Genomic DNA, 14120 nt, shown 5'->3' on the forward strand with positions numbered 1-14120 from the left:
GGGCTGGTGGCTGTGGTTGCGGACGGTGATGGTGGGGGCGTGCCGGCCGTGACGGTTCGTGGTCGTGGTTCCCGGCCGGGTCCGGGGTGCGGAGAGGAGCGGTGATGTCTGCGTCTTCGGGTTCTGCGAGGGCTCCACCATGCGGGCGGCTCGAACTGAAGGGTGCAGATCCGGGGCGGCGGTAAGCGGAGCGGACCCGTGTGCGGGTGGGCGGGCGGGGCGCCCCGGCCATGGATGAGCAACAGCAGCAAGACGATCAAGAGGGCGCGGAGCCTGTTCCGCAGACGCGGGATGAGTGGCTGGACTGGCAGGCGGCGCGGTTCGTGAAGCGCCTGGGACCGAGGAGCGCGGAACAGCTCGCGCGGCTCCTCGGCCGTGGTCCGGACGGTTAGTCAGGCGGCGAGATGCAGGTTGTTCGGTTCCACCTCGATCCGCCTCAGGTCAAGTCCCCGGCCCATGCGGGTGCGCGGCTTGATGATCACGGCGGCGTACAGGTGCTGGAAGATCGCGTTGATCCGCTCGTGGTCTCCGGCGTCTTCAAGGGCCTGCCATGCGGCGCGGGCGTTGGGGCCGGTGATGCCGTCCAGGACGACGACGGGGCGGGTGATCGTCACGCGCTGGCGGGCCTTGATGCGGTCGCTGATCGTGCGGCGCATCGCCCGGTACTCCGGGGTGCTGATCTCCTTGGCGGTCCACATCTCGTCAAGCTCGGTGAGCTGCTGCTGATCGGCCGCGTCGGCGTCGGCGTCCAGCCTGGATACGGGCGTGACGGACATCGGGCGGCCGGAGACGTCCAGACCTTCAAGAACCCTGATCGCCAGATCGCGCATGAGCCGTTCGAGCGCTTCGGCCGACACGGTGACCGGGCAGCGCTGGGTGCCGTTGCGGTGCGAGCGGGCGCATCGGTAGATGTGCGTGTCGCGGGTGCTGCTGCTGCCGCCCATGCGGGAACCACAGGTGCACGTGACGATTCCGCGCAGGGTGTAGAAGTACTTCCGGGTGCAGCGCTGCTTTTCCTGCCGTCCCCGGTGGGCGCGCCTTTCCTGGGCTTCCTGCCACACGCCGATATCCACGACGGGCGGCCACGTTCCCATGCGGATGGGTTCACCGGGCTTGCTGATGATGCCCGCGAGACGGCGGGAATCCAGCATGTTGCGCACGGTCGATGGCTGCCAGTCTTTCCCCTCGGCGGTGACCTCGCCCCGCTCGTGCAGGATGCGGGATATCGCCGTGGCGGTCTTCCCGTCGAGATACAGGCGGAAGATATCCCGGATGATCTCCGCCTCGTGCTCCATGATGGTCATTCCGTCGGGGGTGTATCCGTACTGGCGCCTTCCCGTGTGGGGCTTTCCCTCCCTGCGGCGCTCGGCGTAGGCGTCCTTCACGCGGCGGGAGGTGTCGTCTGAGGAACGGCAGGCGTGGGCCACCTCGATACGCAGGATGAACCGGTCATCGGGGTCTGACAGATCCCTGCGGTTGGCCTGGCCGTGCAGCGTGATGTGCTGGTTGTCCGCGACGGACAGCAGCTCCTCAAGGTCGCGCGGCTGCCTCATCAGCCGGTCGGGGTGATAGACGATCACGTGCCGGTATTTGCCCTCTGCCATGTCGGCGAGGAGCTTTTCCCAACGCGGTCGCTTACGGTTCCGCTGCCACGCGGAACGATTGTTGTCCTTGAACACGTCCACCACGCGCAAACCAAGCCTTTGCGCGACTTCGCGGCAGAGTTCTTCCTGCCTGTCCACGCCTGTCTGGTCTTCGTCGTCGGCCTTCGAGATGCGGCAGTAAATCGCGGCTTCTTCATTCTGAATTTCCCTCATATAAATACTGTACGGCCGCAGATAGGCAGCCCTCGACTGCATTCCGGGCACCAAGGGGCTGACCACCTTGGGCGGCCTCGCGGCAGGACTCCGAGGACTCGCGAGGGGCGGGCTCGGGGATATGGCCAACGCCCTCCGCCGAGGTGCCGACGACGCGTTCGTGCCGGGGCGGCAGACCGGAGGTGAAATCCGTCCCCCGCGTAACGCGGATGACTTCGACGAAGCATGGGCCGACGAGGCATACGACTCCATCCGTTCGACGGACGACGTGGATGATATCGCCACCCATGCGGCAGAGTACGGTTTCACGCGTGACGAGATAGCGCAAATCAAATCGCACGTATTCGAAGAGGAACATCTATTGGACAGCTACGTCGACTATGGCATCCCGGCGGAAATGGCCAGGTTTGAGTCCAATCCCAGAATGGCCGAGGCGTGGCTTCGCCTCCGAGAAGGAAACCCGCACCCCGAGGACATCACCTTACTGAGGCACGAATTGTACGAATCGAACTATATGCGAGATACAGGCAACCCCAGCTATGCTGAAGCCCACGCGGCGACCATTGACGCTGGTCTCGCTTGGGATGGGGAGGCCCCCTCCCGCGAGGGGACCGGGTTCCAGCGGCGCCGATGAAGAGGAGGCCCTAGCGATGATGATGTCGTTCCACGCTCAGTTGCTCAGCAGCACCGAAGACGCCCACCTTTACCGAATTATCATGGACGGCGGGGAGAGGTTCGCCTTCATGGTTCTTGATACGGACGACGGGTTTATCGTCTCGGCAAATTCGACAGGTGACCCTTCGGGTGGCTTGCGGCTTTCCCTCCGGGACGGTGAGATGCAGCCCTCTGCGGACGGAGCCGCAGACGAGAGTGCAGAGATGAGCTGGGAGGAGTTCGCGCTGGTTTCTGGCAATATTCGGCGCGCATGGCTCAAAGAAGACGCGGCGCCCACGAAAATCACGAAGTACTACGGCTGAGAGGTCGAGGACAGCCTGCGGCGGCGGTAGTGACCGCATTGGGCGGTGCCCTGGTGTCGCCGTCGCTATTTCGACCAGCTCAGTGCGTGGCCGGTGTGGCGCATGCGCGTCAGCGGAGTGGAGCAAGCCGCCAGGAACTTACGGATTTATCCCCGCCCCGGACCCATATCAGATATTGACTCTTTCCAGCCTCAGGCTGTCGTCATCAGGTGGAGGGTGAGGACGGCTTTGATCAGCTCGGTGATGCGGGGCGTGCTGCACCGCAGCTTCAGCAGGAGGTGCCAGGACTTCGGCGTGGCGACGGCTTGTTCTCCCAGTGCGCGGATCTTCGCGTGGGAGCGGTTGTGGGCTTGCTGTCCGGCTGACAAGCCTTTCCCACCGCCCCCAGTAGGGCACGCGGACGGTACCGCCGGCTCCGCGACAAGCCTTGTCGGCCCAGCACGGAGGTTCACGCTGGCCAGCGCCTCGATGATGCGGTGGGTGCGGACGGCGCGGATGTCGTGGACCGCTCCGCGCCAGCGCGGGTGAGGCCCACAGCAGCCGGCCGGTGGGGGCACCTCCCGGCCGGAGGCTGCAACGCGCCGGTCCCGATCTGCGACGAGCCGACCTCCGCCCTCGATCCCCTGGCCGAGGAAGCCGTCTACCGCCGCATCCAGGATCTCAGCCCCTACGGCGTCCTCTCGGGCCTGGGTGGGGAACGGATCGAGGACGTGCAAGTTCTGCACCGCGCGCCGAGGTTCCCGATCGACTCGCCGTTCTTGTCGACGATGCCCGACTCGTTCGCCAACGGGCATGTCGGGGCGTTCATCCGGAAGTCGTTCCCGGAGCCGTGCCGCTACGAGCTGCCCGGGAGGCGCTGATGCCACTACAGCTCGGGCCGTGCGAGGCGTGGCCCACCTCGCTGTGCTGCGAGGTTCCCGAGGGGTGGAACCGGCCGACGTCGAACGGTGGACGCTTGTCGCGTCGATCACCCTATGGGGGCTGTCCGGGCGCCGCTGGGGCCCGTGCCCGGTGACCGTGCGGCCGTGCCGCCGCTCCTGCCTGGAGTCCACGGTGGTCAGCTTCCAGGCCGGTGACCAACGGGCCGTGGGTCCCGTACATCGGCGTTGACGGGGCGTGGCGAAACGCCTCGGTGTGCGGCTGCGCGAGCGACTGCTCGTGTGGCGAGCTGTGTGAGGTCTCCCTGCCACGCCCGGTGTACGACGTCGTGGAGGTCCTGGTTGACGGCGAGACTCTTCTGCCCGAGCAGTACCGGGTCGACGTGCCGGGCTGGTTGGTGCGCACCGACGGCGAGTGCTGGCCGGACTGCCAGGACATGACAGCGCCGACCAGCGAGCCGGTGACGTTCGGGGTGACGTACCGGTGGGGGCTGCCGCTCGACGAGGCGGCCATCGCCGCCGTGTCCGAGCTGACGTGTCACCTGTTGCGCGGCTGCTCGCCGGGCTCGTCGTGCGGCTGCAAGGCGAACGGGAACCTGACCCGTCTCGTACGCCAGGGCGTGGAGATGGAGTTGCCCGACCCGACGCTGATCTACAGCGAGGGCCGCACCGGGCTTCCCATGGCAGACATGTGGCTGGCGATGGTGAACCCGTACCGGCTGACCAGCCCGAGCCGCGTCTACTCACCGGATTTCCGGCGGCCGAGAGTGCAGCAATGGCCCTGACCCCGCTGGCGATTCACGATCTGGCCGAAGCTGTGCTGGGCTGCGTGTGCGTCGCGCTGGACCGTACCGCGGTCGAGATCCCCGGCCAGCCTGGCTGCCCGTCCTGCCGGGCCTGCGTCGTGCCCGGACTGCCGGCGTGGGACACCTGCGACGACCCGTGCAGCGACGAGGCGGCTGGCGGCCAGCTCACGGTGTCGGTGGCGCGGATCTACGCCTCGACGGACGCCGAGTTCCCTGCGGAGGCGCGGATCGTGCAGGGCGAACGCGGCTGTATGTCGCCGCCGATCACCGCGCTGGAGATGGTTGTCACGCTGCTGCGGTGCACCCCGACGGTCACCGAACAGGGCTGCCCGCCTTCCTGCACCGACCTGTCGGTGGCGGCGCAGGTCCTCCACATCGACATGGTCCGGTCTACAACGCGCAGTTGTGTTGTCTGCCGGGCACGGCGCCGAACCGGCGGCGAGGTCGCCGGTTCGTGATGGGTGCGCAGCGCACGGTCGGCCCGGACGGCGGCTGTGTCGGTCTGGAGCAGCGCGTGACCGTGGCCCTGCCCGGGGGCGGGCGCTGTCCCTGGGGGTCGCCTTGAGCGTCGAGGTACGGATCGACCCCGGTCGGATCGTGAGGGCTCTGCGTCTGCGCAACGGCGCCGCGGCCCGTCGGCTGGGGGAGCGGACGCAGCGCACCGCGCGGATCGCCGAGGCCGAGGCTCCGGGCCGGATGGGCGCCTTCGTCTCGTGGCGGGTGGAGGAAGGGCCTACCGGCCTGACCGGCATCATCGTCTGCGACCACCCGGCGACCCGCTACGTGCTGGACGGCACTCGACCGCACGTCATCCGCCCCCGGCGGCGCCAGGCGTTGCGGTTTGAAGTCGGCGGGCGCACGGTCTTCGCCGCCTACGTCCGCCATCCCGGTACCCGGCCCAACCCCTTCCTGACGCGGGCCCTGCGCCTCGGCCGGTAGCGGCCGTCACCGCCTCCCGCGCCCATAGCCCGGTGCCGGCGCCACCCACCCACCCCTCCTCGCCCGCGCCGTCCCCTTCACCGCGGTGCGCACTCTCTCGGGCCACCTGCACTGCCGCTCTCGCCGAACTACTCTCCTCGCCCCGGGAAGCCGCTCCGGAATCCTCGACCAGCAGCGTGAGCAGCGGGTCCTGGCACGAGGTGCACCCGTCGAAGGCCGTGCCGACCAGTCGGCCCAGCAACGGGTAGTCCACCGGACGGTCCGTCGGGCCGGAGAAGTCGGAGGGCGCCTCGAAGTCCTCATGCCGGTGAGGATCGGTGCCCGTCCCCGGCGGTAGGGCCGGTTCGAATCGTGCCGTCTCACGGCGTCTCTCCGGGTTCAGGGCTCCGCGCGGGGGCGGGGCGGGACGGTTCGTAGAGCGGGACTGTGCTGAGGCTGAGCGGGGGTTCGGTCAGCGGTATGCCTCGCGGCGGTGCGCGACCTCGATGACTGTGATCTTCACGTGCCGCTGGCTCAGCTCGTAGATCACGCGGAAGTTCCCCACGCGCAGCCGGTAGGTCGAGGAGGTGCCGGCCATCTTCTTGACGTCGTTGCCAGCGCCGAAGGGGTCGCGGCCCAGCGCGTCGATGGCGTTGAGGATCTGTCCCTGGGCCTTTTTGTCCAGCCGCTTCAGATCGCGGCGGGCGCCGGACGTCATCTCGACCTTGTAACTCACTCGCCGTCCTCGGCGTGCTCGGCGAGCAGTTCCTCCAGCGAGTACCGCGTCCCGTCGTCGGGCGGGTAGGTCCGCGCCTCGAACCGCCTGTCGACTTCCGCCTCCGCGGCCTCGAAGTCGTTCATGGACATGACTGCGGCGATCGGCTGCCCGTCCCGGAGGATCACCGTCGCCCCACCCTCCGCCGCGCGCGTCAATACCAGGCCCAGCACAGCCGGCAGGTCCGCCTCTTCCAGGCGGTCCGGCAGATCAGAATCTTCGACCATGGCGGTCACCGTAACGTCATGTGTCGACCACCACAGGTGATCACCGTGATCCGGCCACTTCCGGGGCGGGTTGCCGCCTGTTCTGGCGCTCCTTGGACTTTCTGGGCCACCACCACTTCCGGGCGCGGTACGCGAGGTCGGCACGGCACGCGTCCACGAATGCCTGATGGCGGGCCACGACGACGTCGGACTTCTCCTGGAACGCGGCACCGCGGGCGTTCATGTCGAGGTCGCTGGTCGCCTTGACGAGTTCCTCGGCCGCGTGGATCACCGGGACTGTGCCGCATAGCCGGACGCGGCCGAGCGCGCAGACCAGCTCCGTGGCTGCGTCGAACGCCTGGGGAAGCCGGGCCACGGCGAACCGCTCGGCGGCCCGCCCCTGGGTCCGCATCGCGGCCACGAAGTAGGCGGTCTGCCAGGCCCGGGTGGAGGCGTCCAGCATCAGCCGGTATGCCTCCGCCCGGTCCTCCTTACTGCCTATCCGGGGAACGCCCACGGGTCGGTAGCGGCTGGCGAGAACCCGGGCCGCGCTGCTGGCCGCTCTCATCCCGGAGGTGGCAACGTTGGTGGAGATCAGGTCCATGCGCCCTTCTACCACTGGCGCCCAGCTCTTGCGTAGGTCAACGCTGCTGGCCCGAGCAGCCGGGGGCCTTCAGCAGCATGCAGGGGAGTCCTCGCGACCGCTGAGCCGCCCGGGGCAACTCGGGCCGGTGCTCAGTCGTCCTTGAGGCATGACCTCCCCGACCCCTGGCCTCCCGATCACGCCGCCGCCGTGGCCGCCCTGCGGCGACGGGGCTACCGCAGACGATCTCATCGGCTGCCGAGGCGTCCGCGTGCCCGGCCACACCGCCTGCCTGGCCCACCTGGACGAGCCCGACCGTATCGCCTACCTGGGCGGCCTCACTCCGGGCGCCGAGATCGACCACCGCAGCACGCCCTTCACCGACCACCTCCTTGACCAGTTACTTACTGCGGTTCGCGACCCCGCCACCGGCCGACCCCACCTCGGTGTCAGCAAGTTCGAGGGGGCGACTTTCTTGGGCGACGCCGAGTTTGTGGAGGTGACTTTCTCCGGCGACGCCCGGTTCGATGGGGCGACTTTCTCCGGCGTTGCCGGGTTCGAGGGGGTGATTTTCTCCGGCGACGCCCGGTTCGAGGGGGCGACTTTCTCCAGCGGCGCCGGGTTTGCGGTAGTGACTTTCTCCGGCGACGCTTGGTTCAATAGGGTGATTTTCTCCGGCGGCGCCGGGTTTTTGGCAGTGACTTTCTCCGGCGACGCCCGGTTCGATGGGGCGACTTTCTCCGGCGGCGCCCCGTTTTTGCAGGTGATTTTCTCCGGCGGCGCCGTTTTTTTGGCAGCGACTTTCTCCGGCGACGCCGGGTTCGGGGGGGTGATTTTCTCCGGCGACGCCCGGTTCGAGGGGGCGACTTTCTCCGGCGGCGCCGGGTTCGAGGGGGCGACTTTCTCCGGCGGCGCCGGGTTCGAGGGGGTGATTTTCCCCGGCGTCGCCGGGTTCGGGGGGGTGATTTTCTCCGGCGACGCCCGGTTCAGGCAAGCGCGGTTTGAGGTGGCTCAGCGGGTTGGGCCGGTGGTGTGCAGGGGGACGGTAAATTTGGACGGTGCGGTGTTCGGGGCGCCGGTGACGGTGGAGATCGCCGTAAGTCATGTGTCGCTGCGGCGGACACGGTGGGAGTCCACCGCGGCGTTGCGGCTGCGCTACGCGGAAGTCGACCTCGCCGGGGCGGTGCTGGAGTACCCGCTAACCCTGGCCGCCGAGCCCGCGCCCCCGAGTAACAGCCGAGGCACTGAAGAGATCTCGGAGGACCTGCTGCTGGGGAGAGACCCGGGGGTGCGGATCGCTTCGCTGAGCGGGGTGGACGCGGCGCACTTGGCGCTGACCGATGTGGACCTGTCCGGGTGCCATTTCGCCGGCGCGGTGCATCTGGATCAGCTCCGACTGGACGGCCGAGTCCGTTTTGCCCGCCCGCCGGTCGGCTGGCACCGCCGGGGACTGTGGCCGGCGCGCTGGTCGCGGCGCCGCACCCTGGCCGAGGAGCACCACTGGCGTGCGGCCGTCTCCGGCCAGAGTGCCAACGTCGGCTTGTCCTCGGACCGGCTGTGGCGCAGCGGGGAACACCACCCGGACCTGCAACGCACCCCGGGGCCGGAGTCGATCGCCGCGCTGTACCGGCAGTTGCGCAAGGCGCTGGAGGACGGGAAGAACGAACCCGGGGCCGCCGACTTCTACTACGGCGAGATGGAGATGCGCCGCCATGACCGCGACCCCGACGGCAGCACTCCGCTGCCCGAACGTCTTCTGCTTCACCTGTACTGGGCCGTCTCCGGCTATGGCCTGCGCGCCTCGCGCGCCCTGGCCTGGCTGGGTGCAGCCATGACGGTCACTGTGGCGGTGATGATGCTGTGGGGCCTCCCCGCCGACGACCCCAAGCCGACGACCACCGGCCGCCAGGTCGAGGCCGGTCAACGCCTCGCCTTGACCACCGACACACCTGCCCCGGTCAACCCCATCGGCCCGCTCCACCAGCGGCTCAGCACCGATCGATTCGAGAAATCCCTGCGGACGGTGATCAACAGCACCGTCTTCCGCAGCAGCGGCCAAGACCTCACCACCGCAGGCACGTACGTGGAGATGACCTCCCGCCTAGTCGAACCCGTCCTCCTCGGCCTGGCAGTCCTCGCCATCCGTGCCCGCGTCAAACGCTGACCCAGCCCGCCCACCGACTACCACCGCGCGCCAACCGGCGCGCGGAACCAATCGGCTTCCGGGCCACCGCCTCGACGACTGAGGCTCTTGGCGCCGTCCTGTGCCTTGGTGCTGCTGATCGTTGGCCACCGATACCCTGCCGGTACGCCGCTGGTTGTGGGCCGGGCGAAGCGCGGGAGACAAGGGCACGCCCGTGAGGAAAACGTTCGCGATCCGTACCGAGCCGCACGTCGCCGAGATCGGTGACAACGTTGAGCTGTTGTTCCAACCCGAAGTCATGGGCGACGAGTTTCTGGATGCCTATGAGCGGTTGAAGGAGACCCAGCGCGGCCTGGGCGTTGAGGTGGACGACCTCGCCAACGTAGATCCGGACCGGCTGCGGCAAACCGTCGGGGCGCTCCGTGTGTTCCTGGCACAGCTCATGCTGCCGGAGTCCGCCGAGCGGTTCGCGCGCTGGAATGTCGCTCTGGGCGGGGAAATCGTAGCCACCTTCGGGGACCCCGAGTTCGCGCACCGTCACGCCGCCGACCTGGAGGGCGCGACGGTCGTCGACGCGGGGTTGCGGCTGCCGGACCGTGTCCTCGTCGAACTGCTGGAGTGGACAGTCGAGCTGTACGGAGGGCGCCGCCCTCCTACGTCGTCGAACGGCTCTGCGCCAGCATCGCCGTTCGTCTCGGCCCAGCGCCGGCTCAGGTCGCAGTTCGCGAACGTCGGCAGGAGGTACCGCGCGAGGTCGCGCAGACAGTCGTGCCGGTACTGCGCCGAGATGCCAGTGCGATGCTTGATGGCCGTGGTCGCGAAGTTCCGGAAGATGTACTGCCCGTCGGTGCCGGCGTCCGGGTTCGATGAGCCCGCGCCCCTTGACCCAGCCGGGCGGCCACTGTTGCCCGGCAGCGTTGACCGCCTCACAGAAGAGGTCGGCGGCCCGCTTGCCCTCGTCGTCGGGGTCGAACCGTTCCACCTGCTGCGGATGCTCCGGGCCGCTGCCGCCTCCGAGACGCCACTTCACCCGATAGCTAGTGACATGCCCCTTTTGGTCTCTAAGCGTGGTTACGTACGCCATGTGTGCAAGCTAGCGCAGATCTGCTCCCGTTTTGCTCCCACGAGCGGGCCAGGGGCCGCCTCAGAACGACCAAAGCCGCTGGTCAGGGGCTTGGGGGTTCGGGTGCCCGGAGCCGGACTTGAACCGGCACGGCCCGAAGGCCAGCGAGTTTTAAGCTCGCCGTGTCTGCTTTCCACCATCCGGGCACAGATCCCAAGCCGTGCCGGGCGCACAGGCGCGCCGTGTCGACTCACGAGCTTATCCGGCCGATTCGGCCGAACAGCGGTACCCCAAGCCGACGTTGTCTGATTTTATGAGCCGCTGACGACTCATCAGGTGGCTACTGCCCTGTCACGGGCCGCTTCATGCGGCGGGCCGCCGCGGGGGCGTGGCCGAGGAATGACGCAAATCAACCCTCCGCAGCCTCACGGGCACTCAGGGGTGACCTCATCCTCAGGTATGACGGGCGGCATCCACCCGTACCCCTGAAGAACTCCCCGGAACCCGCACCTGGAGGGATCCCCCGCGACGGGACGCTGGCTGAGGATGGGAACGTACTTCACCGTCCCGACAAAAAGGAGCTCACCGGTGTCCCTCTCCGCCCCCTCCACCACATTCGCCGCCAAGGCCACGGACCTGACCAAGGTGTATGGAGAGGGCGAGACACGGGTCGTCGCGCTCGACCAGGTCTCGGTCGAGTTCCGGCAGTCCGAGTTCACGGCGATCATGGGCCCCTCGGGATCGGGCAAGTCCACGCTGATGCACTGCATGGCCGGTCTCGACTCCGTCTCCGGCGGCTCGGCGCGCATCGGCGACACCGAGCTGACCGGCCTGAGCGACAAGAAGCTGACGAAGCTGCGCCGGGACCGGATCGGCTTCATCTTCCAGGCGTTCAACCTGCTGCCCACGCTCAGCGCCATCGAAAACATCCGGCTGCCCATGGACATAGCCGGCCGCAAGCCCGACGCCGAGTGGCTGGACACGGTGATCTCGACCGTGGGTCTCGCCGACCGCCTCAAGCACCGGCCCGCCGAGCTCTCCGGCGGTCAGCAGCAGCGGGTCGCCGTCGCGCGAGCGCTCGCCGGGCGGCCCGACATCATCTTCGGCGACGAGCCCACGGGCAATCTCGACTCCCGGGCCGGCGCCGAGATCCTCGGCTTCCTGCGCAACTCGGTGCGCGAGCTGGGCCAGACCGTCGTGATGGTCACCCACGATCCGGTCGCCGCCTCCTATGCCGACCGCGTCGTCTTCCTCGCCGACGGCCGCGTCGTGGACGACATGCCGGAGCCGACCGCCGAGCGCGTGCTGGAGCACATGAAGCGGTTCGACGTCGGCGGGCGTACGAGCTAGTCCGCACGATCGCCGCCACTTCTCCCGCCTCCGTTCCGCCCACCCCCACCGTCTGGATCCGCCATGCTCAAAACCGCCCTGCGCAACGTGCTCGCGCACAAGGCCAGGCTGATGATGACCACCCTGGCCGTGCTGCTCGGCGTCGCCTTCGTGTCCGGCACCCTCGTCTTCACCTCCACCCTCTCCGACGCCTTCCGGAACAGCTCGGAGGAGGGCCTGACCGACGTGGACCTGGCCGTCCAGCCGGACGACGACAGCGAGGCCGCCGAGGCGGCCCCCGGCGACGCCGCCGACCTGCGCCAGGAGCTGCTGGACCAGGTCGCCGTCCTGCCCGGCGTCGCCACGGCCACCGGCCGGGTCTCCGGCTTCGCCGCGCTGGCCGACAAGGACGGCGACCTGGTCGGCGCGGGCTGGGACACCAGCGGCGCCAACTACTACGCGGAGAGCGACGGCGACGCCGAGCGGTACCCGATGACCGAAGGCCGCGCCCCCGAGCGGGCCGGCGAGATCGCCGTGGACGCCAAGACCGCCGACCGCGCGGACTACGAGGTGGGCGACACCGCCCGGGTCTCGGTGGACGGCCCGGTCCGCGAGGAGACCATCACCGGCGTCTTCACCACCGACGACGGCGCGGTGGCGGCGGGCGGCTCGCTGCTGCTGTTCGACACGGCCACCGCGCAGGAGCTGTACACGGCGCCCGGCGAGTACACGCAGATCACGCTGGAGGCCGCGTCCGGCACCACCCAGCGGGAGCTGCGGGACGCCGTCACCCCGCTGCTGCCCGCCGACGCCGAGGCCATCACCGGTGAGCAGCTCGCCGAGGACCAGGCCGACCAGATCGAGCAGGCCACCAGCGGCCTGCGCACCGCGCTGCTCGCCTTCGCCGGGATAGCCCTGTTCGTCGGCATCTTCATCATCGCCAACACGTTCACCATGCTCGTCGCGCAGCGCACCCGCGAGCTGGCGTTGATGCGGGCGGTCGGCGCCAGCCGCGCCCAGGTGACGCGGTCGGTGCTCGTCGAGGCGCTGGCCGTCGGCACGGTCGCGGGCCTCGCCGGCTTCGCGGCGGGCATCGGAATCGCGGTGGGCCTGCGCGGGCTGATGACCTCGTTCGACCTCACCATCCCGGACGGCCCACTGATCATCTCGGCCCCGGCCGTGGTGTCGTCGCTGCTCGTCGGCGTCGTGGTGACGACGCTCGCCGCCTATCTGCCCGCCCGCCGGGGGGCGAAGATCCCGCCCGTCGCGGCCATGAGCAGCATGCACGCCGCCCCCACCGCCCGCGGCATGCTCGTGCGGAACTCCATCGGAGCGCTCTTCGCCGCCGCGGGCGCCGTCCTCGTCGTGGCCGGCACCGGCACCGACGACCAGGGCGCCACCATGGGGCTCGGCGCCGGGCTGCTGGTCATCGGCGTCTTCGTGCTCACCCCGCTGCTGTCCCGCCCGGTCATCGCCGCGGCGAGCCCGCTGCTGCGCCTGTTCGGCGTCTCCGGCCGGCTCGCCAGGCTCAACGCGGTCCGCAACCCGCGCCGCACCGCCGCCACCGCCTCGGCGCTGATGATCGGGCTGACCCTGATCACCGGCATCACGGTGATAGCCGACTCGATGGCCAAGACCATCGACAACATGGCCACCGAGTCGCTGCGTTCGGACTACGTGGTGTCGCTGGCCAACTTCGGGCCGCTCTCCCCCGAAGTCGAGCGGACGCTGTCCGAGCAGCCCGAGGTCACCGCGATCACCGGGCTGCGGATGTCCCCCGCGCTGGTCGCGGACGACCCGGACGCGGTCGACCTGACGGGCGTCAACGGCGCGACGATCGGCGAGCTGACCGACCTCGACTTCACCGAGGGCTCCTTCGACGGCCTCAGCGGCGGGAACGCGGTGATGGACACCGACACCGCCGAGGACCACGGCTGGCGGCTGGGGTCCACGTTCCCGGTCACCTTCGAGGACGGCGAGACCGGCGAGCTGACCGTGTCCGGCCTCTACGAGGGCAACCTCATGATCAGCGGCATCATGATCGACAGCGCCACGCTCGACCCGCACATGGAGCGCGTCGAGGACGTGCAGGTCATGCTGCGCACGGCGGATGGGGCGAGCGACGCGACGAAGGAGCGCCTGGAGCGGCTGCTGGGCGACAACCCGGCGATCCAGGTGCAGGACAAGGACGACATCTCCGAGGACATCGCCTACTTCTTCACGCTGCTGCTGAACATGGTCTACGGGCTACTGGCGATGGCGGTGATCGTGGCCGTCCTCGGCGTCATCAACACCCTGGCGATGTCGGTGTTCGAGCGCCGCCAGGAGATCGGCATGCTGCGGGCGATCGGCCTGGAGCGGAGGTCGACGAAGCGGATGGTGCGGCTGGAGTCCGTGGTGATCGCGCTGTTCGGCGGCGTGCTGGGCGTCGGCCTGGGCACGTTCTTCGGCTGGGCGGTCGGGGAGATGCTCGGTTCGAGCATCCCGTCCTTCGAGCTGGTCGTGCCCTGGACCCGGATGGTCATCTTCCTGGGCCTGGCCGCCCTGGTCGGCGTCCTCGCCGCCCTCTGGCCGGCCCGCCGCGCCGCCAGGCTCAACATGCTGGCGGCGATCAAGGCGGACTGA

14 protein-coding genes, 1 tRNA gene and 1 pseudogene are annotated in these 14120 nt (G+C 69.1%); 9 read left to right on the top strand and 7 right to left on the bottom strand.

Annotation, left to right across the window (positions count from 1 at the left end):
* Nucleotides 1-392 precede the first annotated feature (392 nt).
* Nucleotides 393-1817: a recombinase family protein gene (locus OIE51_RS10210; RefSeq protein ID WP_326597115.1), complete on the bottom strand. Its 1425-nt coding sequence runs from the start codon at nucleotides 1815-1817 to the stop codon at nucleotides 393-395.
* A 121-nt stretch (nucleotides 1818-1938) separates the two neighbouring features.
* On the opposite strand from OIE51_RS10210, the gene OIE51_RS10215 reads away from it, so the two are divergent.
* Both OIE51_RS10215 and OIE51_RS10220 read left to right on the top strand, forming a co-directional pair.
* Entirely contained in the window at nucleotides 1939-2451 is a 513-nt protein-coding gene (locus OIE51_RS10215) for a hypothetical protein (RefSeq protein WP_326597117.1), read from the top strand.
* 16 nt (nucleotides 2452-2467) lie between these two features.
* Nucleotides 2468-2794: a hypothetical protein gene (locus OIE51_RS10220; RefSeq protein WP_326597119.1), complete on the top strand. Its 327-nt coding sequence runs from the start codon at nucleotides 2468-2470 to the stop codon at nucleotides 2792-2794.
* A gap of 191 nt (nucleotides 2795-2985) precedes the next feature.
* On the opposite strand, the pseudogene OIE51_RS10225 reads toward OIE51_RS10220, so the two are convergent.
* Nucleotides 2986-3346, bottom strand: a pseudogene (locus OIE51_RS10225) (transposase family protein); the annotation flags it as partial.
* Here OIE51_RS10225 and OIE51_RS10230 point away from each other — a divergent pair.
* The 4 genes from OIE51_RS10230 (at nucleotide 3319) to OIE51_RS10245 (ending at nucleotide 5417) form a co-directional block, all read left to right on the top strand.
* Nucleotides 3319-3654, top strand: a complete 336-nt coding sequence (locus OIE51_RS10230) for a hypothetical protein (protein WP_326597121.1) — start codon at nucleotides 3319-3321, stop codon at nucleotides 3652-3654. The pseudogene OIE51_RS10225 and the gene OIE51_RS10230 sit on opposite strands and share 28 nt — an antisense overlap.
* A 212-nt stretch (nucleotides 3655-3866) precedes the next feature.
* On the top strand, nucleotides 3867-4457 hold the full coding sequence (locus OIE51_RS10235) for a hypothetical protein (protein ID WP_326597123.1): 591 nt from the start codon (nucleotides 3867-3869) through the stop codon (nucleotides 4455-4457).
* Complete coding sequence (locus tag OIE51_RS10240) at nucleotides 4448-4936, top strand: hypothetical protein (protein WP_326597125.1); 489 nt, start codon at nucleotides 4448-4450, stop codon at nucleotides 4934-4936. The genes OIE51_RS10235 and OIE51_RS10240 overlap by 10 nt, the downstream gene beginning before the upstream one ends.
* 139 nt (nucleotides 4937-5075) lie before the next feature.
* A complete protein-coding gene (locus tag OIE51_RS10245) occupies nucleotides 5076-5417 on the top strand; it encodes a hypothetical protein (protein ID WP_326597126.1) in 342 nt (113 codons plus the stop codon).
* A gap of 451 nt (nucleotides 5418-5868) precedes the next feature.
* Here the strand turns inward: OIE51_RS10245 and OIE51_RS10250 are convergent, their stop codons facing one another.
* From OIE51_RS10250 to OIE51_RS10260, 3 genes are read right to left on the bottom strand one after another with little or no spacing between them, the layout of a single operon-like run.
* A complete protein-coding gene (locus OIE51_RS10250; RefSeq protein ID WP_326597127.1) occupies nucleotides 5869-6132 on the bottom strand; it encodes a type II toxin-antitoxin system RelE family toxin in 264 nt (87 codons plus the stop codon).
* On the bottom strand, nucleotides 6129-6398 hold the full coding sequence (locus OIE51_RS10255; RefSeq protein ID WP_326597128.1) for a prevent-host-death protein: 270 nt from the start codon (nucleotides 6396-6398) through the stop codon (nucleotides 6129-6131). The genes OIE51_RS10250 and OIE51_RS10255 overlap by 4 nt, the downstream gene beginning before the upstream one ends.
* A gap of 40 nt (nucleotides 6399-6438) precedes the next feature.
* Nucleotides 6439-6981, bottom strand: coding sequence for a hypothetical protein (locus tag OIE51_RS10260; RefSeq protein ID WP_326597130.1), 543 nt, complete (start codon nucleotides 6979-6981; stop codon nucleotides 6439-6441).
* 250 nt (nucleotides 6982-7231) lie between these two features.
* Here OIE51_RS10260 and OIE51_RS10265 point away from each other — a divergent pair, with 250 nt between their 5' ends.
* Nucleotides 7232-9124: a pentapeptide repeat-containing protein gene (locus tag OIE51_RS10265; protein ID WP_326597132.1), complete on the top strand. Its 1893-nt coding sequence runs from the start codon at nucleotides 7232-7234 to the stop codon at nucleotides 9122-9124.
* Here the strand turns inward: OIE51_RS10265 and OIE51_RS10270 are convergent.
* Entirely contained in the window at nucleotides 9114-9644 is a 531-nt protein-coding gene (locus tag OIE51_RS10270; RefSeq protein WP_326597134.1) for a hypothetical protein, read from the bottom strand. The genes OIE51_RS10265 and OIE51_RS10270 overlap by 11 nt on opposite strands.
* Nucleotides 9645-10290: 646 nt before the next feature.
* Nucleotides 10291-10372, bottom strand: a tRNA-Leu gene (locus tag OIE51_RS10275).
* A gap of 382 nt (nucleotides 10373-10754) precedes the next feature.
* Between OIE51_RS10275 and OIE51_RS10280 the strand changes: the two genes are divergently transcribed.
* Nucleotides 10755-11516, top strand: a complete 762-nt coding sequence (locus OIE51_RS10280) for an ABC transporter ATP-binding protein (RefSeq protein WP_442811896.1) — start codon at nucleotides 10755-10757, stop codon at nucleotides 11514-11516.
* A 63-nt stretch (nucleotides 11517-11579) separates the two neighbouring features.
* On the top strand, nucleotides 11580-14120 hold the full coding sequence (locus tag OIE51_RS10285) for an ABC transporter permease (RefSeq protein WP_326597137.1): 2541 nt from the start codon (nucleotides 11580-11582) through the stop codon (nucleotides 14118-14120).

Origin of the sequence: Streptomyces sp. NBC_01803 (genome assembly GCF_035917415.1) — a bacterium.
GTDB lineage: Bacteria > Actinomycetota > Actinomycetes > Streptomycetales > Streptomycetaceae > Streptomyces.